At 64.2% G+C, this 21,658-nt stretch carries 20 protein-coding genes; 13 read left to right on the forward strand and 7 right to left on the reverse strand.

Annotated elements, in window-relative coordinates:
* Nucleotides 1-83 precede the first annotated feature (83 nt).
* Nucleotides 84-764 (reverse strand): dihydrofolate reductase family protein, encoded by a 681-nt coding sequence (locus tag QCE69_RS24630; RefSeq protein ID WP_309933472.1) that lies wholly within the window; start codon nt 762-764, stop codon nt 84-86.
* A 164-nt stretch (nt 765-928) separates the two neighbouring features.
* Here QCE69_RS24630 and QCE69_RS24635 point away from each other — a divergent pair, with 164 nt between their 5' ends.
* On the forward strand, nt 929-2,143 hold the full coding sequence (locus QCE69_RS24635) for a YeeE/YedE family protein (protein ID WP_309933474.1): 1,215 nt from the start codon (nt 929-931) through the stop codon (nt 2,141-2,143).
* Nucleotides 2,144-2,182: 39 nt separating this feature from the next.
* Here QCE69_RS24635 and QCE69_RS24640 read toward each other — a convergent pair whose 3' ends face one another.
* The 4 genes from QCE69_RS24640 to QCE69_RS24655 all read right to left on the reverse strand — a co-directional run bounded on the left by QCE69_RS24640 (nt 2,183) and on the right by QCE69_RS24655 (nt 6,994).
* On the reverse strand, nt 2,183-3,052 hold the full coding sequence (locus QCE69_RS24640; RefSeq protein ID WP_309933476.1) for a type II secretion system F family protein: 870 nt from the start codon (nt 3,050-3,052) through the stop codon (nt 2,183-2,185).
* 235 nt (nt 3,053-3,287) lie between these two features.
* Nucleotides 3,288-4,982 carry a POTRA domain-containing protein gene (locus QCE69_RS24645; protein WP_309933478.1) on the reverse strand — a complete coding sequence of 565 codons (1,695 nt, stop codon included), beginning with the start codon at nt 4,980-4,982 and terminating at the stop codon, nt 3,288-3,290.
* Nucleotides 4,983-5,098: 116 nt separating this feature from the next.
* On the reverse strand, nt 5,099-6,589 hold the full coding sequence (locus QCE69_RS24650) for a collagen-like triple helix repeat-containing protein (RefSeq protein ID WP_309933479.1): 1,491 nt from the start codon (nt 6,587-6,589) through the stop codon (nt 5,099-5,101).
* Nucleotides 6,590-6,823: 234 nt separating this feature from the next.
* The gene (locus tag QCE69_RS24655) at nt 6,824-6,994 is read right to left on the reverse strand and encodes a Flp family type IVb pilin (RefSeq protein WP_309923955.1); all 171 of its coding nucleotides are present in this window, start codon (nt 6,992-6,994) and stop codon (nt 6,824-6,826) included.
* Between the two features lie 498 nt (nt 6,995-7,492).
* On the opposite strand from QCE69_RS24655, the gene QCE69_RS24660 reads away from it, so the two are divergent.
* From QCE69_RS24660 to QCE69_RS24680, 5 genes are all read left to right on the forward strand, one after another.
* A complete protein-coding gene (locus QCE69_RS24660) occupies nt 7,493-7,747 on the forward strand; it encodes a hypothetical protein (protein ID WP_309933481.1) in 255 nt (84 codons plus the stop codon).
* A 300-nt stretch (nt 7,748-8,047) separates the two neighbouring features.
* Nucleotides 8,048-8,371, forward strand: a complete 324-nt coding sequence (locus QCE69_RS24665; RefSeq protein WP_309933483.1) for a DUF3649 domain-containing protein — start codon at nt 8,048-8,050, stop codon at nt 8,369-8,371.
* A gap of 47 nt (nt 8,372-8,418) precedes the next feature.
* Nucleotides 8,419-9,996, forward strand: a complete 1,578-nt coding sequence (locus QCE69_RS24670; RefSeq protein ID WP_309934180.1) for a PepSY-associated TM helix domain-containing protein — start codon at nt 8,419-8,421, stop codon at nt 9,994-9,996.
* Nucleotides 9,993-10,274, forward strand: coding sequence for a DUF3325 domain-containing protein (locus QCE69_RS24675; RefSeq protein WP_309923962.1), 282 nt, complete (start codon nt 9,993-9,995; stop codon nt 10,272-10,274). The genes QCE69_RS24670 and QCE69_RS24675 overlap by 4 nt, the downstream gene beginning before the upstream one ends.
* Before the next feature lie 71 nt (nt 10,275-10,345).
* On the forward strand, nt 10,346-11,515 hold the full coding sequence (locus QCE69_RS24680) for an L-dopachrome tautomerase-related protein (RefSeq protein WP_309923964.1): 1,170 nt from the start codon (nt 10,346-10,348) through the stop codon (nt 11,513-11,515).
* Between the two features lie 10 nt (nt 11,516-11,525).
* Here QCE69_RS24680 and QCE69_RS24685 read toward each other — a convergent pair whose 3' ends face one another.
* Together QCE69_RS24685 and QCE69_RS24690 are read right to left on the reverse strand one after the other, a co-directional pair.
* A complete protein-coding gene (locus tag QCE69_RS24685) occupies nt 11,526-12,650 on the reverse strand; it encodes an alanine racemase (RefSeq protein WP_309933485.1) in 1,125 nt (374 codons plus the stop codon).
* Nucleotides 12,651-12,666: 16 nt separating this feature from the next.
* Nucleotides 12,667-13,569 carry a DMT family transporter gene (locus tag QCE69_RS24690; protein WP_309933487.1) on the reverse strand — a complete coding sequence of 301 codons (903 nt, stop codon included), beginning with the start codon at nt 13,567-13,569 and terminating at the stop codon, nt 12,667-12,669.
* A 189-nt stretch (nt 13,570-13,758) separates the two neighbouring features.
* Here QCE69_RS24690 and QCE69_RS24695 point away from each other — a divergent pair, with 189 nt between their 5' ends.
* Genes QCE69_RS24695 through QCE69_RS24725 form a run of 7 tightly spaced genes read left to right on the forward strand, consistent with a single transcriptional unit; the run spans nt 13,759 to nt 21,605 of the window.
* Complete coding sequence (locus QCE69_RS24695; protein ID WP_309933488.1) at nt 13,759-14,064, forward strand: non-heme iron oxygenase ferredoxin subunit; 306 nt, start codon at nt 13,759-13,761, stop codon at nt 14,062-14,064.
* A 25-nt stretch (nt 14,065-14,089) separates the two neighbouring features.
* On the forward strand, nt 14,090-15,334 hold the full coding sequence (locus QCE69_RS24700) for an FAD-dependent oxidoreductase (RefSeq protein WP_309933489.1): 1,245 nt from the start codon (nt 14,090-14,092) through the stop codon (nt 15,332-15,334).
* Nucleotides 15,321-16,613: an aromatic ring-hydroxylating dioxygenase subunit alpha gene (locus QCE69_RS24705; RefSeq protein WP_309923977.1), complete on the forward strand. Its 1,293-nt coding sequence runs from the start codon at nt 15,321-15,323 to the stop codon at nt 16,611-16,613. Before QCE69_RS24700 ends, QCE69_RS24705 begins: the two co-directional genes overlap by 14 nt.
* The gene (locus tag QCE69_RS24710) at nt 16,614-17,123 is read left to right on the forward strand and encodes an aromatic-ring-hydroxylating dioxygenase subunit beta (RefSeq protein WP_309923980.1); all 510 of its coding nucleotides are present in this window, start codon (nt 16,614-16,616) and stop codon (nt 17,121-17,123) included. It abuts the gene before it with no gap.
* A gap of 30 nt (nt 17,124-17,153) precedes the next feature.
* Nucleotides 17,154-19,559 carry a xanthine dehydrogenase family protein molybdopterin-binding subunit gene (locus QCE69_RS24715; RefSeq protein ID WP_309923982.1) on the forward strand — a complete coding sequence of 802 codons (2,406 nt, stop codon included), beginning with the start codon at nt 17,154-17,156 and terminating at the stop codon, nt 19,557-19,559.
* Nucleotides 19,556-20,392 carry an FAD binding domain-containing protein gene (locus QCE69_RS24720; RefSeq protein WP_309933490.1) on the forward strand — a complete coding sequence of 279 codons (837 nt, stop codon included), beginning with the start codon at nt 19,556-19,558 and terminating at the stop codon, nt 20,390-20,392. The genes QCE69_RS24715 and QCE69_RS24720 overlap by 4 nt, the downstream gene beginning before the upstream one ends.
* Nucleotides 20,393-20,411: 19 nt before the next feature.
* Nucleotides 20,412-21,605, forward strand: a complete 1,194-nt coding sequence (locus QCE69_RS24725) for a 2Fe-2S iron-sulfur cluster-binding protein (RefSeq protein WP_309933491.1) — start codon at nt 20,412-20,414, stop codon at nt 21,603-21,605.
* Nucleotides 21,606-21,658: the final 53 nt, after the last annotated feature.

Here is a 21,658-nt window from a genome sequence, read left to right on the forward strand (position 1 = left end):
GGTCGTTCGTTGAAAGGATTATAACAACGCAAGCCGCGCTTTTTGCGGCTTGCCTGCATTGGAGCGGGTAAATCCCGAGACGGTCAGCGGGCGCGTGAATAGCGCACCCAGACCACGTCACGATCCAGTTTCTCGACCGATTCCAGTTTCAGATAGGCCGGCTTCTTCCATTGCTCCATCGATACTTCGAAAGAGGACGTGTGCGCCTCGCGACCGTCGACGAGCGGAATCAGCAGCACGCTGACCTCGTCGGCGAGGCCTGCATTGACGAACGCGCCGGACACATGGCCGCCGCCTTCGACGATCAGCTTGCCGACCTTCAATTCGCGCGCGAGCGTATCGACGACCCGTTTCAGTTCGATGTCTTCCTTGCCGCCGAATACATACGACGCGCCGATCGATTGCAGATATGCGAGGTAGTCATCTTCGACGCTCTCTGCCACCACTTCGACGACGTGCGAATCCAGCGCCGTGCTGCTCTTCCACGCGACGCGTCCCTTGGGATCGATCGAAATGGCGTACTGACTCGCGTTGCGGTCGGCGAAATGATCGGTGCGGGGAATCGGACCTTTTGCCATGCCGCGCGGATAGTCGCGGTCCTTGCCGTGCGAGATTTCCTGCATCGTGACGCGGCCGCAGACCCAGGCATCCGCCTTGAAACTCGCGGCGGTTTCCTCATAAGTGGGCGATGCGTAATCGAGGTTCCAGTTGTCGGTGAGACTGCGGCCGTCAATCGACGACATCATGTGGCAGACGATGTACATGCGGTTCTCCAGTGCGTGAGAGCAGATGAACCTTGGGTGCAAGCACCGTGCCGCGTACGTTTTGTTCCGATAAAAAACGTAATGGCCGCCAGCGAATTTTGCTCAAACACGCGACAATCCCCGGCTGCCGCGATTTTTTTTCACTCTGGATTCACTTTTTCGTCATGTCAGATCTCGCCAGTTCTCTCCCACGCCGTACCGACATCGATCCGAAGCCGCTCGGCATCGCCGCGCTGCTGATCGTGCTCGGCGTGCTGTATCTCGGCCAAACCGTCGGGGCGCGTCAGGCCGCGTTGTACGCCGTCGGCGCGCTGCTCGGCGTCACGCTCTATCACGCCGCGTTCGGCTTCACGTCGGCCTGGCGCGTCTTCATCGCCGATGGTCGCGGAGCCGGACTACGCGCGCAAATGCTGATGCTCGCGGTCGGTGTCGCACTGTTCTTCCCCGCGCTGGCAGCCGGCTCGCTGTTCGGCATGCCGGTCACGGGACTGGTGTCGCCGGCGGGGACATCGGTGGTGGTGGGCGCCTTCCTGTTCGGTATCGGCATGCAACTCGGCGGCGGCTGCGCGTCGGGCACCCTTTATACGGTCGGCGGCGGCAGCACGCGGATGATCGTGACGCTGGTCGCGTTCATCGCCGGGTCGGTCATCGGTACCGCGCACATGCCGTTCTGGACCTCGATGCCGCAACTGCAGCCCGTCTCGCTAGTCAAGACGTTGGGCGCAGGGCCTGCGCTCGCGCTCAACTGGCTCGTCTTCGCGTTGATCGCCGCGCTGACGGTGGTGATCGAGAAGCGCCGTCATGGCAGGCTCGTCGCGGCGCACGTGCAACCGGCGCACACGTCGCCGTGGCTGCATGGTCCGTGGCCGCTGATGGCGGGCGGCATTGCGCTCGCTGTGCTCAACTTTGCAACGCTGGCGCTGTCGGGACGGCCGTGGGGTATCACGTCGGCGTTTGCGCTGTGGGGCGCGAAGGCGTCGGCAATGATGGGTGTCGATACCGCCAGCTGGCCGTACTGGATGAGCAAGGCCAACGCAGCCGCCCTGGCCGCGCCGATTTCACGCGATGTGACGTCGGTGATGGACATCGGCATCGTGCTCGGCGCCATGCTTGCCGCCGCGCTCGCGGGCCGCTATGCGCCTGTGTGGCGCGTGCCGCTGCGCTCGCTGGTGGCGGCCATCGTCGGTGGCCTGTTGCTCGGCTATGGCGCGCGGCTGGCCTATGGCTGCAATATCGGCGCGTACTTCAGTGGCATCGTGTCGGGCAGCCTGCACGGCTGGTTGTGGCTCGCCGCTGCGTTCTTCGGCAACGTTCTGGGCACGCGCCTGCGCCCGATGTTCGGTCTCGAAGTGGAACGCGTGCGGCCGACTTCCTGCTGATTGTTTCTGCAAGCGCGGCCGTTCTTGCGGTCGCGCATCTCAGTCGTCCAGCCGCGCCTGCCGGAACAGCAGATACGCGGCGATGCCCTGCATGACGACCGCGGCATAGACCAGCTTCCTGCCGAGCATGTCGGTCCACATCGAGTCGAAATATTCCGGATTGAGGGTGATGACGGCGCAGCCGATCAATCCGGCTAACAGCGCGGGCATCCATGCCGATGTGCTGGGGCTGGCCGGCGCGTGCTCGTCCGGTTGGAGGTCGCGCAGGCTCGACGCCATGCGATCGAGCACTCGCTCCGAGCCTCCGCCGAATTTCATCGAAACCTGCAGCACCGCGCCGATCAGTTCAAATTCCTGAACGCGATAAGTGCGCGCGGCTGCCGCCAGCGCCTGATCGATGTTTGCGTCGATGCGAAATTGTGGAACGGCCCGTTCCAGGCATGCGGAAAGCGGCGCCTGCATGCTCGCGGCGGCTGCCTGGAACGCGGCCGGGATGCTGTGACCCGTATCGACCCGGCGCGTGATCCCTTCGAGGAACGCAGGCAACTGGCGCACGATATGCCGCTGGCACTGCCGCGCACGCCATGCGAGCCACGCGTAGCACGTCAGCGACGAGGCTGCGAGGGCAAGGGCCGCCGCCAAGGGCGCATCGCGCGTGATGCACAAAATGGCGACTGCCCCGGTGACGAGCGCCCATAGCGCCAGCGCCAGGCCGGGACGCCGTACGTTGGAGCGGTGCATCTGATCGTCGAGTTCGCGCAACAGGCGAGCGGGCGGCGTCATGCAACGACCGAGGATGCGCTTCGCGAGCCGTGCGTCGTGCCTGAGCGCGCCACAGACCCACGTCATGACGGCGCTCGCCGCGCACAGCATGGCGAGCGTGAAGACCAACACGATTCCAGTGGGCACCGAAGCCTCCGGCCAATGAGCAGCGGCCCGCAAGCGGGCGATTTGTGTAATCGATCAGGCTGCGGTACACGTCTCCCCGAGGTCGCGCGTTTCACCGTGATGCAAGGCCTGTCGATGTGGACGATACCGGCGATCGTCTCCACGATCTGTTTTCTCACGCTCATTTCCACGCGCCGAAATCCGGCGTTTCCCGCCAGCTCGAAAAAAAGTGGCGGGATTGCCGGGACGGGCACGCTCAATACAACTGGTACGAGAAAGTCGCATTCACGCGCGGACTACGTGACGGGCTTTCGATCGGCGCATCGCCGATGGCCCGCGCCAACGACAAATCGATGCTGTAGTGCTTCGCATCCGATACGCGAAATCCCACGCCCACCGACGAGAGCCGGCGCGGATTCGGCGTGCCGCCATGCAGGTAGACGCGTGCGGCGTCGATCGATGCATACGGCGTGAGCGTTTTCAGCCAGGTCCATTCGAGCGCGATCGGACGGTTCAGCTCGAACGATGCACCCCAGCCCGAATCGCCCGACACTTCGCCCGGCTGATAACCGAGCGCGAAACGTTGGGCGCCGAACGCAATCTGCTCGGACGTGGGCAGCGTGTCGGGCGAGAACTGACCTGTTGTCGAGATCACCGAGCCGATCTTCCACGGCCATTCATTGGTCTGCGAGAAGCTCGCGCCGGTGCGCAGGAATGTAAGCGACACCGGGTTCGTCAGCGCCAGGCCGGTGATGTTGGTTTCGGCCGATTTCGAGGCGCCGAGGATGTTCATTGCCTTCGCCACGTTCAGGCTGGCGCGGCGCGTCATGCCGGTGTCGATGCCGGTGTAGTCGAGCGACAGTTGCGCCACGCGAATCTGCGAGCGGTTCGTGAGCTGCGGATTGCTCGCCACCGCCATGTTCTTCAGGCGATCTTCGTCGTGAGTGGCATAGACGCTCGCGGTGCCGAGCACGCTGCGCTTGTTGCTCAGCACGAATGGATAGACCGCCGAGAAGGCGAGCTTGTCGTTGATGACCGTGCGCTCGATGTACGACGGCAGGCCCGGGTTGTCGACCGGATGACCGTAGTAATGCGAGGCGTCCACCTTGAACGCGAGGCCGTCGGCGCCCACGGGCACCATCGCGTTGATGCCGTAGTAAGTCTGGTCGTTGCGTCCCGGGGGCGCGAGTGCCGATGCGGTGATCGATTCGCCCAGGCCGAGCAGACCGTTCTCGGTGGCGCTGAAAATGCCCTGCACGCCTGGATGATTCACGTCGATGCCGCTCGACAGATTGAAACGCTTGCGCGTGACGTTGAGTTCGAGCGTCGTCTTGCCGTCGGTGTTCTGCGGCGGTGCGATGGTGGCGTCGATCTTCGCGCCGGGAATCATGCCGAGCAGGTTGATCGTGCGTTCGAAGGTGCTTTGACGCAGCGGGCGGTCCGTGGCGATATGCTGCGCGACCGCGCGAATCCGCTTTTCCAGGTTGCCGGGTTCGCCCTTGATCCTGATGTCGGCCACGTAGCCTTCGACGATCGTCACACGCACGACGCCGTTCTCGAAGGCCTGCGCGGGCACGAACGCGAACGACAGCGCATAGCCCCGCTCCTTGTAGAGCGCGGTGACGCCGTTGGCCGTTTCCATCAGCTGCGCGATCGTGATGTCGGTGCCGACGAGGCTCTTGAAGCGTTGCGCGACTTCCTCGAAGGGCAGGCACTTCACACCTTCGATCTGGATCGATTGTGGCGTGATGTGCCGCGCGAGCAAGTCCTGCAGTTGTTGCTGCGGCGCCTGCACCTCGACTTCGACCGCCGGCGCGCGTGCCGGCGCGTTGACCTGAGGCAGGGCTTCGAGCGGATTGCCGCCGACACTCGGGCGCGGCGCGTTCTGCGCATCCGCGGCGTGGACGAACGCAAGCGCCGCCGCGACTGCGGCCGCTTTCCAGTTGAACATTTTTTTAGCTTGGATCGTGATTGGTTTTTTTTGCAACGCACGGCCCAGGTGCCGCGCGCCGAACGCATCTTGTGGCGTCCGACGTGCGGGGAACCGGGCCGCTGTGCGCCGTTGCCTTACTTCTTGATTCCGCCGCCGCCGAGGACGCTGCCGAGCGTCGACGTCAGGCCGCCGAGCAGGCCCGTCGAGCCGCTCGTGCCACCCGAGGTGGTGCTCGCCGTGAGCGTCGTCGTCGCCGAGACGGTCGAGGTCGTGGTCGAGGTGGTGGTTGCGGTTGCCGGGACCGGCGCGGCCATCGTCATGGTTGCGGGCGCGGCCGGCGTCTTCACGCCGGTCGTGACCGTGCTGACGAGCGATGTGACCGGCGCGAGGGCGCCCGCCACTGCCGTCGAGCCGGTGACAGCCGACACCGCGCCCGTCACCGTCGATACCGCGCCATTGACAACGCCCGTGGCCGCGCTGACCACCGGCGCCGTGCCGGTTGCCGTGGTCACGCCGGACACGACACCGCTGATCGCAGAAGGCATCGAAGTCGCCGGCGTGCCGCCGACGAGCGTGCTCGCCGATGCCACCGTGGTGCCCGTCGCCGAGACGAGCGAGCCCACGCCCGTCGCAACCGGATTGCCACCGGCGGACAGTTTCTGGCCGCCGCTGACGAGGCCCGCGCCGACGTTCGACAGCAGCGTGGAGACGGGCGCGCCGAGGCCGGTCGCGGCGCCCACGGTCTGCGTCGTCGTGCTGACGAGCGAGGTGATCGGCGTGATGGTCGTGCTGACCTGTTGTGTCAACTGCTGCACGGGGGCGCTCGTGAGCGCGGTCGTCAGATTGCCGCCCAACTGGTTCACGCCCGTGCCGACGCCGCTGACCAGCGCGCCGACCGGCGTCGTCACGGCGGCGAGCGGGGCGAGCGCGCCGGTGTTCAAACTCGTCACGGCATTGCCGCCGCTCGTGACCGCGTCGCCGATGCGCTGCACGACGCCGCCGACGCTCGCCACGGTCGTGCCGACCGGATTGGTCGTCGCGCCGATCGAACCGATGCCGTTGCCGACGCCATTGCCGAGCGTCGTCACTGCCGCGCCCAGGTTCGAGACGACGCCGCCGAGGTTCTTCGTGGTGTTGTCGCCGAGACCGGTCGGCTTCGTGTCGCCGAGCGCGTTGCCGAGATCCGTTACCGTGCCGCCCGCAGCCGTCACGATGTTGCTCGTCTTGTCGACGACCTGCGCGATCGGCTGTGCTGTCGGACCGGTCTTGATGACGGGCGTGCCACCGCCGTCGCCGCCGGTGTCCTTGCCGCCATTGCCACCATTGCCGCCGTTGCCGGCCGTGGTGGTGACCGGCGTTACCGGCGTGCCGGCATCGTTGCCGCCGGTGCTGGTTTCGAGCGTTATGCCGTTGCCCTCGGTGCCGGCCATGCCGGACGAGTCACGCGCGCCGGAGGCGGAGGAACCATTGGCGCCGGTAGTGCTCGCCGTATGATTCGCCGTTCCGCCGGTCGATTTGTTGACGGAGCCCGAACCGCCGCAGGCCGACAACGCGAGGAGTGCCGCTACCGCCCCGGCCAGGGCGGTCATGCGGATGGTTTCGCTATGAAACGTAAGTGTCTTCATTTCTCAGAGATATCTGTTTATTGTTTGCTGCACCGATTTTTTCCCGACATATGTTGAAAAAAAACGGCGGACTGCGTAAAAGCACGAATATCGGGACCGGTTGATCCTTAATGACGTGCTGAGATAACCGCCAGCCTGTCTGTGCTATTTCCACAGGCGAGCGCGGTCCCCCGCGACTTGCGATCGCGGTTTGCCCGAAGGCGAGTTAATTTGCGATATGCGCGTTAAAGCGAATCAAACGCCTTTTAGCGCGGTCGAGATATTCTGGAAGGTGGATTTGAGCTGATCCGCCACGTCGCCCACGGCAGTCATGATGCCAAGAGCCAGCACACCGGCAATGAGTCCGTACTCGATGGCGGTGATGCCGCGTGTGTCTGCGAGATAGCGCTTGAAGACGCGTTTCATGATGTTCCTCGGTTTTTCCAATCACCGGGCCATCGGTCAGCGGGAGGCGCGACAAGCGTATCCGGCTTGCTTGCAAGGACGGGTCCATCTTGCGGGGCGCTTCTCGCTGGCCGATGCCTGGCGTTTGCTCTCAGGTTCTGTTTTTAATCTTCCCGTGTGCCCGGGTGAGAAGCCCTGTTCCGCATTTTTCCGGAATGCGTTCCGCTAAAAATTGGAACAGGTACTTCTTAAGCATGTTATCGACGCGCCTTTGTCCGGCCTGAGCCCGGCTTTTGCAAATCTTTAATCTTTTTTTTGTACGAAGTAATTTCTTCTCCATAAGCACGAGTCAGTGCGCAGATGATCAGGGTTTTCAGGCTTGCCGTTTCGCGCCTGGAAGTCTAGGAAGATGCATCGACGTTCCGGGTAAAAGCACCGGGAGACTTTCGTTGAGCAAGCAGAAACCCGCTCGGCATGCCGCAAAAGAGAAACACGAACGCTTATGCGAGAATTCGGTCCATGAAAAAAATCCAGCTCCTCATCCTCTCGCTGGCGCTCGCGGCGCTCAGCCCGCTGGCTCACGCCAGCTTCGCGGAGGGCGCCCATGAATTCAAGGAAGACGTCAAATCGGCCGGGCGCCAGACGGGCCATGCAGCCCGCGACGCGGCGCACGCCATCGGTCAGGGTGCGAAAACGGCGGGACACGCCGTCGCAGACACCTCGAAGCGCGGCTATCACGCCACTAAAAAATGGCTCACGGGCGATAGTGAGTAGTCGCGTCGTCGGAACAATTCACGCCGGTTTTTAAGCGTCGCATGACAAGTCTCGACGCAGGTTAATAATAAGCGTTATCATTTACGTCACTTTGCTGGCTCATCGGGCCGGAGCCGGGCAGCGTGCGTCGTCATCACGCAGCGCGCCTGGAAAGCGGCGACATCAGCAGTTCCAGTCACGCATCCGGGCTCGATCGAAGCCCGATCATCTCACCCACAGCTTTGAAACCGCGCAGTGCGATCCGGCGTTCCGGTTCGATTCGCGCGGGCGCAGTGGCGCGAACGTATCCAAGGAACTGAGTTGAAGACACACGCCACAGCGGGCGGGACGGGACTCCCCGCAGCAATCGGCAAACACGGGCCGCTGATCTCCCGCATCGTTGCCGCAATCCTGGGCGGCTATGCGCTCGCTTCCCTCACGAGCGTTGCGGCGCTCGTTCTGCCGATGAGCAAGCCCCAAGCGGTGCTCACCGGCATGCTCGCGAGTTTCATCGTGTATGTGTGCGCGGTGATCTGGGTGTTCGCCGTGCGCAGCGCGCGGCGCGCCTGGGGCGGTCTGGTGATCGCGGCGCTGCCGTTACTGCTTGCGTCGTGGTGCGTGTGGTCCGGAGGAAGCGCATCGTGAAGGCCACGCATGACGCTCAACCGCGAGCACGCGGCATTCGCCAGACCATGTCGGACCTGCATACATGGGCGGGTCTGCTGGCCGGCTGGATTCTTTATGCGATGTTCCTGACCGGCACCGTCAGTTACTTCAAGGACGAGACCTCGCAATGGATGCGCCCCGAGCAGCCGCATCAGCGCGCCTTGCCCGATCCCGCACAGGTCGCGCAGCGCGTGACCACGACTCTCGGCTCGATCGCCGCCGGCAGTCCGCAGTGGAGCTTCGGATTGCCGGATGAGCGCACCAGCGTGATCGACTCCTTCTGGCGTGCGCCGCCCAAGGCGAACGGCAGGCGCGCATTCGAGGAGGCGAGCTTCGATCCGGCCACGGGCGAGCGCAGCAGCGCGCGCAAGACGCTCGGCGGCGAATTTTTTTATCGCTTCCATTTCCAGTTTTATTACATGCCGGTGCTCTGGGGCCGCTGGCTCGCGGGCCTGTGCGCGATGTTCATGCTCGTCGCGATCGTGAGCGGCGTCATCACGCACAAAAAAATCTTTACCGATTTCTTCACGTTCCGCTGGGGCAAGGGCCAGCGTTCCTGGCTCGACGCGCATAACGCACTCTCGGTCTTCGGCCTGCCGTTCCACGCGATGATCACCTACACCGGTCTCGTCACGCTGATGGCGATGTATATGCCATGGGGCGCGCAGACCGCGTTCAAGACGCCGGCGGAACGGCAGGAGATGATGTCGCAGTTGAGCGCGTTCATCCAGCCCGGCAAGCCGTCCGGGCAGAAGGCCGCGCTCGCGCCCGTCGATGCCATGGTGCGCGAAGCCGAAGCGCGCTGGGGCCGCGACAAGGTCGGACGCGTGACCATCACCAATCCGGGCGACAGCACGGCGCGCGTAGCGGTTTCACGCGGCGAGGCGCAACGCGTGTCGATGAGTCCGCAGTATCTGCTTTTCGATGGCGTGAGCGGCAAGCTCATCGACGTGAAGGATCATGTCGGCGGCGCGGCTGAAACGCGCGGCGTGCTTTATGCGCTGCATCTCGGACGCTTCAGCGATCTGCAGTTGCGCTGGCTGTACTTCATCGTGAGCCTCGCGGGTACGGCAATGGTCGGCACAGGGCTGGTCATGTGGACCGTCAAGCGCCGTCAGAAGCTGCCCGATCCGGCGCGTCCTTACTTCGGCTTCCGTCTGGTCGAGCGCCTCAATATCGCGAGCATTGCGGGGCTCTCGGTTGCCATGACGAGCTTCCTGTGGGGCAACCGGCTGCTGCCGGTGGGCATCGCCGCGCGCGATGAAGCGGAGATCAACGTGTTCTTCACGGTATGGGCCGCGACCTTGCTGTACGCGATGATGCGTCCGGCCAAACGCGCGTGGATCGAACTGCTGTGGCTTGCCGCTGCAATGCTTGCGCTGCTGCCCGTGCTCAATGCGCTGACCACGGACCGTCCGCTCTGGCGCAGCATCGCGCAAGGCGACTGGGTCTTCGCGGGCTTCGATCTCATGATGCTGGCTTTCGCGCTGCTGCACGCCGCGCTGGCGCGGCGTGTCACACATCATCGTCCGCGCGTGAAGGCTTTGCGAAAGGAAGCGCCCGCGCGCGTGATGACCGCCGAGCGCGAAGAGGAGAATGCATGATGCACCTCCTGACCTTCCTGTTCTGCCTGATCGCCTTCGCGTGTCTGGCCGCTTCAATGGACCGCCACCAGCAAGCCGTATGGGGCCGCGAATGGTCGCCGCGAACGTCGCGTGGCTTGCGAATTACCGGGTGGTGCGGGCTGGTGCTCGCATTGCGCCTGATCGTCGATCAGGACGGATGGGCGCTCGGACTCGTTCGTTACAGCGGCTTGACGAGCCTGGCCGCAGGCATCGTATTCGGCTCGCTCATCATGTGGCAAAGACGCGCTGCGTCTTGACAGCCCAGGCATGCCTTCCTAGCATCAAGCGGTACTCGAGGGATCCACGCTGACACACAAGGAGACGCTTGATGAAGGATCGGGATGCGCACCGCACGATGCGTCGACGCGTGCTTGCTTCACTGGGCGCCGGCGCGCTTGCGACGCTGGGCTTCGAGCAAACGGCACATGCCGCTGCGCCCAAGCTCGAAACCGTCGCCACGTTCGACGATGACTTCCGCTTGGTCGGCATCGGTGTATCGAAGCAGGGTCGCGTGTTCGCGACCGCGCCTTCGTCCGTGAAGCGCTCGCGCTACAGCATGGTCGAGGTCGATCCGGACACCGGCGCACTCACGCCCTTTCCGGATGAAAGCTGGAACGTGTTCAAGCCGGATGAAGACGGTGCGCATCAATGGATCTCGCTTCAGGCGCTATGGGTCGACGAGCACGATCATCTCTGGGCGCTCGACTCGTCATTGCCTTCGGTGGATCAGACACGTCAGCCGCCGAAACTCGTCGAGTTCGATCTCGCCACGCGCAAGATCGTGCGTCAGTTCGATTACGGCAAACTCGTCACGCCGAAGGATTCGCTCAACGACATACGCGTCGATCACACGCATGGCTTCGCGTACATCAGCAACGCGGCCAATCAGGGCGGCGTAGTGGCGACGAACCTCCGGAGCGGCGCTTCACGGCTGCTGCTTGCAGGCGATCGTTCGAGCGTGTCGGATCCCGCACAACATCTGATGTTCGGCGACCAGCCCGCCCGCAAGCTCGACGGCAGCGTGCTGGTGCTGCAAACCGACGGCATCGCGCTGTCGCCGGAACGCAAGTGGCTGTACTACCGGCCGTTGACGGATCATCACTACTGGCGCATCGAGACCGCCGCGCTCATCGACGACACGCTGCCCGCCGAGGCGCTGGCGCAGCGCGTGCAATATCTCGGCGATGGCGCACTGACGGGCGGCCTCATCATGAGTCCGGCGGGCGTGCTGTATGGCGGCGATCTCGAGAAACGCACGGTGGTCGGCTTCGACGTGATCGAGCGCGATGGCAAGCCCGCGCTCAGGGAGCACACGCTTGTAGGCAAGCATCGCGAGCTGTCATGGGCGGATGGCTTCGCATACTCGAAGGGCTATCTCTACATCGCGGATTCCCATCTGCACGAAACCAACTTCTCCAACGGGTATCCGCGCGAGGGCAAGTTCGCGATCTTTCGTGTGCGCTTGCCGAATCAGCCCACGCACAGCCTCGCGGGATGAAGTCCGATCATCACCAGCCGTGAAAGCGCGGCCATACGGCGGTGCTGCCATCGCTCGATAGCGCGTGGTACTCGGGATACTGGGCGCCTGTCGCACACGCGTGATTCGGCAGGATGCGCAGCTTCATGCCGATGGGAAAACGTCGCGTGAGATCCTCGCCTGAGGCGACGGCGATGATGCCGTGCTCCTGATTCGCGCCGACGACTTCGCAGCCCGGCAGCGGCGTGCCATCGAGGGCGCAGGCCAGGCCGTAGCCGAAGTCGCGTGTCTGCTTCGATGTGCCGCGGTCACGGCTCATCGCCATCCATCCCGCATCGACGATGACCCAGCCCTTGTCGGGCTGATGTCCGATGACACTCGCCAGCACGCTCAACGCAATCTCATCGGTCGTGCATGCGCCGACGTTCGCCATCACCAGATCGAAGAACACGTAGACGCCCGCGCGCACTTCATCGACGCCTTCGAGATGGGTCGCGGCGAGGGCGGTCGGCGTCGAGCCGATGCTCACTGTCCTGCAAGCAATGCCCGCTGCACGCAGACGTTCGGCCGCATGCACGCAGCCGTCGCGTTCCTGGGCAGCGAGTGCGGCGAGCGCGTCGGGCTCGTTCAGTTCATAGCTGGAGCCGGCATGCGTCAACACGCCGCCAACGCCGATGCCGCCCTCCTGCAAGATGCGGCCGATGTCGATCAATGCGTCGTCGTCAGGTGCGAGGCCCGAGCGGTGCCCGTCCGTGTCGATCTCGAGCCAGACTTCGAACGATGCGCCTTCCGCCTTGCAATAGTCGACGATCGCGCGCGCCGCCGCGGCGTTGTCCGCGATGATCTTCAGGTCGCAGCCGCGCTGCCTGAGCGCGAATGCGCGCGGCAACTTCGCGGGCGCGATTCCGACCGCATAAAGAATATCGGTGATGCCGGCCGAGAAGAACTGTTCCGCTTCCTTGAGCGTCGATACCGTGATGCCGTGCGCGCCGGCCGCAATTTGCGCGCGCACGGCATCGAGGCATTTCGTGGTCTTCACATGCGGACGGAACTTCACGCCGAGCGCGTCCATGCGCGCCTGCATCGCGGTGATATTGCGCTGCATCCTGGCGATATCGATGATCGCCGCGGGGGTATCGAGTTGAGCGAGTTGCATGATGTGGTTGGGAGTGTCAGGCGATGGGACCTTCAGGCAGCTTGCTCTGCCACGCCACGGCGATCGCGCTGCCGACGATCAGCGCAATGCCAGCAAGCGACAGCGGCGCGATCGTTTCGCCCCACGCCAGATAGGCAAAGAGCGCGGCCCACACGATGCTCGTGTAATTGAAGGGCGCGAGCGTGCCGGCGTCTGCGCTGCGAAATGCAACGGTCATCAGGACCTGGCCGGCGGTGGCAAGCGCGCCGAGCAGGGCCATCAGGAGCAGGGCGTCGAGCGTCGGCGCCTTCCAGCTGAATGGAAGGGTCGCGGCCATCACGACCGTGCCCACCGTGGTGAAGAACAGGACCGTGGTGCGGGAATCGTCACTGGCGCGAATGCGCTTGATCTGGATGATCGAAAGTGCGCCGCACAACGCGCTCATGATCAACAACGCCGGGCCGAGCCAGCTCGACTCTCCGCCGCCCGGGCGCACGACCAGCAGCACGCCGGCAAAGCCGATCATGGCCGCCACGGCCGCGCGTGGCGTGAGCCGTTCCTTGAGCAGCCAGGGCGCGAGCACGACGACCAGCAGCGTCTCCGAATACGCGATCGCCACGGCCTCGCCGAGCGGAATATAGGGCAAACCCGCAAAGAAGAAACCGGAAGCGCCGAGCAGCGTCAACGCGCGCCAGGTCTGCCCGCGCATGTCGAGCCGCCTGACGCGCTGGATGAGCGAGCGCTCGCCGATGCAGCACATCGCCACGGCCGGCACGAGACCGAACAGCATGCGGAAAAAAGTCAGTTCGTTAGCCGGATAGTGCAGCGCGACAGCCTTGGCGAGCGTATCGACGATGGCGAAGCAGAGCATCGACGCAAGGATGAAACCGATGCTCGCGAGCGGAAGGTGTCCGGCGCGGGTGGCGACAGTCGAGGGCATGACGCGTGAAGTCGTGACAGAACCCTGAATCATCGCATGACGGCGTTGCCCACGTTCCGGACCGCCCTGTTCCGGTTTCTTTCGATACGGGAAACCACTATTTTTGATCAGCTTGACTCGCCGAAAAGTCCTGCTAGCATACGTTCATCAGATTCATCAGCATACTGAACATATCGGAAGGAGCGACAGATGGCTCTCAAGTTCGCGGCGAAACTCGCCGACCTCGTGGAAGACGAGCCGCTTGGCGTGACGATCGGCGAGGAACGCATCGCGCTCTATCTGCTGGGCGGCGAAGTGCATGCCACGCACAACGTCTGCACGCATCAGTTCGCGCTGTTGAGCGACGGCTATATGGAAGACGGCTGCATCGAATGTCCGCTGCATCAGGGACGTTTCGACATCCGCACGGGCGCCGCGCAGTGCGTGCCCGTGACCGAGCCGCTGCGCGTCTATGGCGTGCAGGTGGCAGGCGGCGAGATCTTCGTCGACCTTTGAAACGCGCGACGCGGAGCGGCGAATCATGACTCAGACGGTATTGATCATCGGTGCAGGACAGGCCGGCGCGCGCGCCGCCGAAGCGCTGCGCACGCACGGCTTCGACGGCCGCATCGTGCTGGTCGGCGACGAGGCGCACGCGCCCTACGAGAGGCCGCCGCTGTCGAAAGACGTGCTGACGGCTCAGTCCGATGCGGACTGTTTCAAGGGCTGGGTGCATCCGGCGCAGCTGTACGCGGATGCACGCATCGAATGGATCAGTGACCGCGTGCTGCAACTCGATCCGCAACGTCATGTCGCGGTGCTGGAGCAGGGCGGTGAACTGCGCTACGACCACTGTCTGCTGACCACAGGCGGACACGCGCGCCAGTTGCCCGGCATGCCCGAAGGCCCGCATACGTTTTATCTGCGCACGCTCGACGATGCCATGCGCCTGCGCAGCCGCATTGCAGACGCGCGTTCCGTGGCGGTGATCGGCGGCGGCTTCCTGGGGCTCGAATTTGCGGCGAGCGCACGCAGCCGTGGACTCGATGTGAGCGTGTTCGAATCGGCGTCGAGCCTGTTGAGCCGCGCGCTGCCGCCGTCCATCGCAGAACGCCTGCGCCTGAAGCACGAAGATCGCGGCGTGCGCTTCTTCTTCGATGCAAAGCCGCTGTCGCTGCAGGCGCATGCCACTGGCGTGCAAGTCAACGACATGCCATTCGATTGCTGCGTGATCGCGATCGGTCAGGAACCGGACGATGCGCTTGCACGGGCCGCGGGCATCGCGACCGACAACGGCATCCGCGTGGATCGCCATTGCCGCACATCCGCGCCGGATGTCTATGCCGCCGGCGATTGTGCGAGCTTCCCTTACGGCCCGGCGGACAGTGCGGTGCGCCTCGAATCGTGGCAGAACGCGCAGGAACAGGCGCTTGTCGCGGCGCGCAACATCATGGGCGAGTCCGTCGCCTACGCTCCGACGCCATGGTTCTGGACCGATCAGTACGACTGGAACATCCAGATGCTCGGCTGGCCCGGCATCGGCGTGGAGCAATGGATCGAACGCGCGGGCGCGGACGGCAAGACCGTGCTGATGGGCTTGCGCGAGGGCGTCATGGTCCAGGCGCTCGCCATCAATCAGGGCGGCGAGTTGCGTGCGCTCCGGCGGCTCGTTGAGGACGCCATGCCGGTCGACGCAAAGCTGCTGTGCGACCCCACGGTCAAGCTGCGCCAGCTGGAGCGGCTGATTCGCTCAACACAATCGGGAGATCAAGGTGTACTCGTCTGAAACGGTCATCGGGGTTCATACGCCCCAAACAAAGAATCCGCCGATAGAAGGCCTCGCATGGCCTGAACAAGGGCTGCAGTGCATCCCCGACTGGGTGTACACGAGCGAAGCGGTCTACACGCGCGAAGTGGAACGGATCTTTCATGGACGCACCTGGAACTTCGTCGCGCTCGAAGCGGAAGTGCCGAATGCGGGCGACTACAAGCGCTCCTATGTCGGGCCCACGCCGGTGGTCGTGTCGCGTGCGGAAGACGGTTCGATCAACGTCTTCGAAAACCGCTGCGCGCATCGCGGCGCGGAGTTCTGCCGCCATAGCCGCGGCAACAACAAGGAATTCGTCTGTCCGTATCACCAATGGTCATACGATCTGAAGGGCAATCTCCAGGGCGTGCCGTTCCGGCGCGGCGTCAACAAGCTCGGCGGCATGCCGAAGGACTTCCGCACGGATGAACACGGTCTGCGCAAGCTTGCCGTCGCGACCCGCAACGGCGTGGTGTTCGCATCGTTCACGCATGACATGGAGCCGCTCGAGGACTATCTCACGCCCGAGATCCTCACGGACTTCGACGCCGTGTTCAACGGCAAGAAACTGCGCGTGCTCGGCTTCTACAAGAACGAGCTGCCGTGCAACTGGAAGATGTATCACGAGAACCTGAAGGACCCGTATCACGCGACCCTGCTGCATTCGTTCCTCGTCGTGTTCGGCCTGCTGGTGGCGGGCAACCGCTCGGCGATGGTCGCGGACAGCAAGTACGGCATTCACGGCACCATGGCCTCGGCCAAGAGCGACACGCTCTACGCGACCGTCGACGAAGACAAGAAGAAGGAGATGCGTTCGTTTCACGACGGCATGGTGTTGCAGGACGAACGTTTCCTCGAATTCGTCAAGGAGTTCGATTCCGAATGGTCCGTGACGATGCAGACCATCTGGCCCAACCTGATCGTGCAGCGCGAGATGAACACGCTGGGCGTCCGCCATATCGTGCCGAACGGCCCGAACAGCATGATCATGCTCTGGACCATGTTCGGGTATGAAGACGATACCGAAGAGATGGTGCGTCATCGTTTGCGCCAGGGCAATCTGATGGGACCGTCGGGCTTTCTCGGCCTCGAAGACAACGAAGCGATGAAGTTCGTCCAGGAAGGCGTGCGCCGCTCGGTGACGGACCGCAGCATCATCAAGCTGGACGGCGACAAGATCGGCACGGCGGACAACCTGATCTCCGAGGCGGCCATTCGCGCCATGTACAAACACTATCGTGAAGTGATGGAGTTCTAGATGTTGCCAGGATTCGAGAAGCAGCCCATTGCGCACGATAAGGCGTTGATCGCACGCGCCGCGGTGGAAGACTTTCATGCCGAGTATTGCGCGGCGCTGGATAGCGGCGACATCGAGCGCTGGCCCGAGTTCTTCACCGAGAACTGCCTGTATCGCGTGACCGAATACGAAAATGCCGCGAACGGCTTTCCGGTCGGGCTCGTGTATGCGGAAGGCCGCAACATGCTGCGCGACCGGGCCGTGGCCATCGCCCGCACGCAGATGTTCGCGCCGCGTCAGATGCTGCATTTCGTGTCGAACGTGCGCATCCTGAACGCGACCGATGAAGAAATTGTCGCGCAGAGCAACTACATGCTGTTGCAGACACTGGTGGAAGGCGCGACCACGCTGCATCAGGCGGGCAGGCTTTTTGACCGCTTCGCGCGCAATGGTAACGTGCTTCTGCTGAAAGAAAGACAGGCGGTATACGACACGGCGATGATCGCCAACGATCTGGCCTATCCGGTCTGAACGTCAGCGCTGATCCGGGAGAGTGCGCATATGAGTCACACGGAAAATACGGAAGCACCTGTCGAAACAGGCGGTGTCGGCGCGCGCGTCAGGCGTCGAGAAGACGAACGGCATCTGCAAGGCAAGGGCAAGTTCGTCGCCGACTATACGTTTCCCGATCTGCAGGAGGTCGCGTTCCTGCGCAGTCCCGTGGCGCATGCGCGCATCGTGCGTATCGGCAAGCCCGAGCGCTACGCACAACAGGTGATCCTGCGCGACGACATGCAAGGCGCGACCGATATCGTCGCCGATTCGAGCCTGCCTTCGTACAAACCCTCGTCACATCCGCCGCTGGCGTCCGGCAAGGTACGCTTCGTCGGCGAACCGGTGGCGATGTGTTTCGCGAAGACGCGCGCGCAGGCGGAAGACATCGCCGAGGAAATCGAGCTCGATCTCGATGAACTGCCGGCCTTCGCCAATGCCTTCACCGCCCGCGAGCGCACCGACGTGCGCGTACACGATCACTGGACGGACAACCTGTTCCTCGACCTCAAGGCCGACGTGAATTTCGACGAACGCGCGAAGGACGCGCCCATCGTCGTGAAACAGAAAGTGGATCTCGCGCGTCAATGCATGGTGCCGATGGAAGGCAAGGCCGTGCTCGCGTACTGGGACGATACGCACGGGCAACTCGTCGTGATTACATCGACGCAAGTGCCGCACATGATCCGCACGGTGCTGTCGCAGTGCCTGGGCATCGACCATGCGCAGGTCCGCGTCATCTCGCCCGACGTGGGGGGCGCGTTCGGCTACAAGTGCGTGTTGCAGCAGGAAGAGTTGTGCATCGCGTGGCTGGCGCTCACTTTCCGGAAACCGTTCCGTTTTATTGAAGACCGCCGCGAGCATCTGATCGCCGGCGCCAACTCGCGTCAGCACCACTACGAACTCACCGCCTACGCGGACAAGACGGGCCGCCTGCTTGCGCTCGATGCCGAACTGCTGATCGACGGAGGCGCCTATTCCGCGTGGCCCTTCACGATCGGACTGGAAACCGGCCAGGCGCTCGGCAATCTTCCGGGACCGTACGATTTCAAGGGCTATCGCTGCCGCACGCAATGCGCAGCGACCAACAAGCCGGGCTTTCTGCCGTATCGCGGCGTGGCGCGCACGGGCGTGTGCTTCGCGATCGAATTGACGATGGACGCGATTGCGCGTGCAGTCGGACGCGAAGCGTGGGAAGTGCGTCACGACAATCTCGTGCGCGGCGCGGACATGCCTTATACGAACGTCGTGAAGAAGCATTACGACAGCGGCGACTTCCAGGAAAGCCTGCGGCGCGCGGTCGAACAACTCGACGTGCCGAAGTGGCGCGCGCGGCAGAAGGCGGGCGAGAAGGATGGGCGTCTCGTCGGCGTCGGCTTTGCGACTTTCACTGAACAGTCCGCGCACGGCACGGCGGTGTTCGCGTCGTGGGGCCTGCCGGTGGTGCCGGGCTACGATCTCGCGACGGTGCGCATCACGGCCGACGGCGGCCTCGAAGTGCGCGCGGGCATTCACTCGCATGGCCAGGGCATGGAGACCACGCTCGCGCAGATCGCAAACGAAGTGCTCGGCGTGACGCTGCAAAAGATCAAGGTCGTACACGGCGATACCGCGCTGACGCCATATTCCACCGGCACCTATGCATCGCGGAGCATCGTCATGGCGGGCGGCGCGGTGGCCGCGACCTGCCGCGAGCTCGTGCCGCGTCTGTTGTTCATCGGCGCGCATCTGCTCGGCGAACCGCAGGAAGCGGTCCGCTTCGAGCGGGGCGACGTGATCGGCACGCAAGGCCGTGTGTCGATCGGGGAGATCGCGGCCGCGTGGTATCTGCGTCCCGAGCGGCTGCCCGCCGGCGTGAACCTGGCCGGTCTTGAGGCGACACAAGGCTTCAAGCCCAAGGTGGACACCGGCGCGTTCAGCTACGCGACGCACGCCGCCGCCGTGGCCGTCGATCCGAAGACGGGCGATGTCGAGATCCTCGACTACGTGATCGTCGAGGACTGCGGCCGCATGATCAATCCGATGGTGGTCGAGGGACAGACGATCGGCGGAACGGCGCAAGGCATCGGCACCGCGTTCTATGAGGAGACGCTCTACGACGACAATGCGCAGCCGCTGACCTCCACGCTCGCCGACTACATGCTGCCCGGGCCGACCGAATTGCCTCCGCTCAGGATCATTCACATGGAAACGCCGTCGCCCTATACGGAGTTTGGTGCGAAGGGTGTCGGCGAAGGCGGCGCGATTGCTCCGCCCGCCGCGCTGTTCAACGCGGTGAACGATGCGCTCATGCCGCTCGGCGCGACCGTATCGGAGACGCCGCTCACGCCGCGCCGCCTGCTGTCGGCCATCGAGGCCGCGCGAGCGAAGAGCCAGGCGCCGCGTGAAGAACTGAGCCAGGAGGTGGCGGGATGAAGTCCGCTGCGTTCGACTATGTGAGGCCGGCATCCTTGCCGGAAGCGCTCCGCGAGTTGAGTGACGCGAAGCCCATCTCAGGCAGTCAGTCGATGGGACCGATGCTGAACCTGCGCCTCGCGCGCCCGTCGCGCGTGATCGATGTATCGCGCATCGCGGACCTGCGCAGCGTGACCGCGAGCGGCGATTTCGTGCGCGTCGGGGCAGCCGTCACGCACGCAGAGATCGAGGACGGCACGCACGAACTGCTGCGTCATCCCTATCTGCAGCACGTGGCGAGCGGCATCGCGTATCGCGCGATCCGCAATCGCGGCACGATCGGCGGCAGTCTGGCGCATGCCGATCCGGCGGCGGACTGGCCGCTCGCGCTCTCCGCGCTGGATGCACGTCTCGAAGTGGCGAAGGCCGGCGGCACGCGGCAGGTGCGCGCGAGCGGCTTCATGCTCGGCGCGTTCACGACGCTGCTCGAAGAAGGCGAAATCATCACTGCGGTGCTGCTGCCCAAGCTGGGTCCGACGCTGCGCTGGGGTTACTACAAGCTATGCCGCAAGACTGGCGAGTTCGCGCATGCCAGCGCGGCTGCTGCGTTCGATGCACGCTCGGGACTCGCACGCGTGGTGCTTGGCGCGCTCGACGGTCCGCCCGCCGCACTCGACGACCTCGCGCGCCAGATCGCTCAGCGGGGCCCGTCCGCCGTCACTGAAGACGCGCTCGCGCAAGCGGTGGCCGGGGCGATGCCCAACGCCGACAGCATCGACCGCTCGATCCATGCCGCCGCATTGCAGCGCTGCCTGGCGCAGGCGCTCGGCGACGCCGGCACGACTCAAGCCTAGAAGAGACTGAGAGACTGCAATGTCCGTCATCGAACTCACCATCAACGACCGTTCCGTGCGCAGCGATGTGGAGTCGCGCGTGCATCTCGGCGACTTCCTCCGCGAAACGCATCATCTCACCGGCACGCACCTCGGCTGCGAGCACGGCGTGTGTGGCGCATGCACCGTGCTCGTCGACGGCGAGCCGGTCCGTTCGTGCATCACCTTCGCCGTGGCATGCGATCAACAAAAGGTGCGCACGATCGAGGGCTTCGACGACGACGAACTGATGCGCCGTCTGCGCCGTTCGTTTTCGATTCATCATGGGCTGCAATGCGGTTACTGCACGCCGGGCATGCTGATAACAGCGAGCGATATCGTGCGGCGTTTCCCCGACGCCGATGAAGCGCGCATCCGTCTCGAACTCTCGGGCAACCTGTGCCGCTGTACGGGCTACATGGGTATCGTCGCGGCGATCAAGGCGGTGCTCGCGGACCTGAAGGAGAATCCGATCGCGGATGCGCCCGTCGCACGCAAAGTGGTTAGCGATGCAACCATCGCCGCGCCCGCGTTCGAGACTTTCGCGGCGGCGCCCGCCAGCGCGCCTCAGGCTGCCGCACCCACGGCGGCGGCCGTCAGCGAGCCTGCGGGCGCACAGCGCAAGGGCTGGACTGCCATCGACGACAGCTTCGTCGTGCCGTTCCCGCTCGATCAGGTCTGGACCTTCATGGGCGATCTGCCTTCCGTTGCGCGCTGCCTGCCGGGCGCGGAACTCCTGGATCACGACGGCGAGTCCCTGAAGGGCAAGATCGCGATCAAGTTCGGTCCGATGTCGGCGAACTTCGCCGGCGCCGCGCGCCTGGAACGCGATGACGCCGCGCATCGCGCGGTGATGCGCGGTGCGGGGCAGGACAACATCAGCCGCTCGCGCGCCAACGGCGACGTCACCTACGCCTTGTCCAGCGAGGCGAACGGCGCTCAGACGCGCGTGGCAGTCACGCTCGAATACATGCTGCAAGGCCCGCTCGCGCAATTCTCGCGCTCGGGGCTTGTGAAGGATTTCGTGCGACGCATGATCGCGGACTTCGGCGCGCGCATCACCGCGCAGCTCGGCGGCAGCGATGCGCCGGAGGCATCGGCTGCATCGGCTGCATCGGCGAAGTTCAATGCGGGCGGTCTCGTGTGGAGCGTCATCTGGAGCCGCATCAAGCAGCTTTTCGGCAAGCGCGACTGAACGGCGCATGACTGGCCAGGCACCCGGTTTTTCGGCCATATCGTCAGTCCACT

The sequence above is a fragment of the Caballeronia sp. LZ032 genome (assembly GCF_031451315.1).
In the GTDB taxonomy this organism is placed as follows: Bacteria; Pseudomonadota; Gammaproteobacteria; order Burkholderiales; family Burkholderiaceae; genus Caballeronia.

Excerpts from the sequence above, each read along its gene's own strand:
- QCE69_RS24645 (WP_309933478.1), bottom strand. The coding sequence starts at position 4,982 with ATGTTCAACTGGAAAGCGGCCGCAGTCGCGGCGGCGCTTGCGTTCGTC.
- QCE69_RS24650 (WP_309933479.1), bottom strand. The coding sequence starts at position 6,589 with ATGAAGACACTTACGTTTCATAGCGAAACCATCCGCATGACCGCCCTG.
- QCE69_RS24720 (WP_309933490.1), top strand. The coding sequence starts at position 19,556 with ATGAAGTCCGCTGCGTTCGACTATGTGAGGCCGGCATCCTTGCCGGAA.
- QCE69_RS24685 (WP_309933485.1), bottom strand. The coding sequence starts at position 12,650 with ATGCAACTCGCTCAACTCGATACCCCCGCGGCGATCATCGATATCGCC.
- QCE69_RS24700 (WP_309933489.1), top strand. The coding sequence starts at position 14,090 with ATGACTCAGACGGTATTGATCATCGGTGCAGGACAGGCCGGCGCGCGC.
- QCE69_RS24715 (WP_309923982.1), top strand. The coding sequence starts at position 17,154 with ATGAGTCACACGGAAAATACGGAAGCACCTGTCGAAACAGGCGGTGTC.
- QCE69_RS24670 (WP_309934180.1), top strand. The coding sequence starts at position 8,419 with ATGTCGGACCTGCATACATGGGCGGGTCTGCTGGCCGGCTGGATTCTT.
- QCE69_RS24725 (WP_309933491.1), top strand. The coding sequence starts at position 20,412 with ATGTCCGTCATCGAACTCACCATCAACGACCGTTCCGTGCGCAGCGAT.
- QCE69_RS24630 (WP_309933472.1), bottom strand. The coding sequence starts at position 764 with ATGTACATCGTCTGCCACATGATGTCGTCGATTGACGGCCGCAGTCTC.
- QCE69_RS24635 (WP_309933474.1), top strand. The coding sequence starts at position 929 with ATGTCAGATCTCGCCAGTTCTCTCCCACGCCGTACCGACATCGATCCG.
- QCE69_RS24675 (WP_309923962.1), top strand. The coding sequence starts at position 9,993 with ATGATGCACCTCCTGACCTTCCTGTTCTGCCTGATCGCCTTCGCGTGT.
- QCE69_RS24655 (WP_309923955.1), bottom strand. The coding sequence starts at position 6,994 with ATGAAACGCGTCTTCAAGCGCTATCTCGCAGACACACGCGGCATCACC.
- QCE69_RS24660 (WP_309933481.1), top strand. The coding sequence starts at position 7,493 with ATGAAAAAAATCCAGCTCCTCATCCTCTCGCTGGCGCTCGCGGCGCTC.
- QCE69_RS24680 (WP_309923964.1), top strand. The coding sequence starts at position 10,346 with ATGAAGGATCGGGATGCGCACCGCACGATGCGTCGACGCGTGCTTGCT.
- QCE69_RS24710 (WP_309923980.1), top strand. The coding sequence starts at position 16,614 with ATGTTGCCAGGATTCGAGAAGCAGCCCATTGCGCACGATAAGGCGTTG.
- QCE69_RS24690 (WP_309933487.1), bottom strand. The coding sequence starts at position 13,569 with ATGCCCTCGACTGTCGCCACCCGCGCCGGACACCTTCCGCTCGCGAGC.
- QCE69_RS24695 (WP_309933488.1), top strand. The coding sequence starts at position 13,759 with ATGGCTCTCAAGTTCGCGGCGAAACTCGCCGACCTCGTGGAAGACGAG.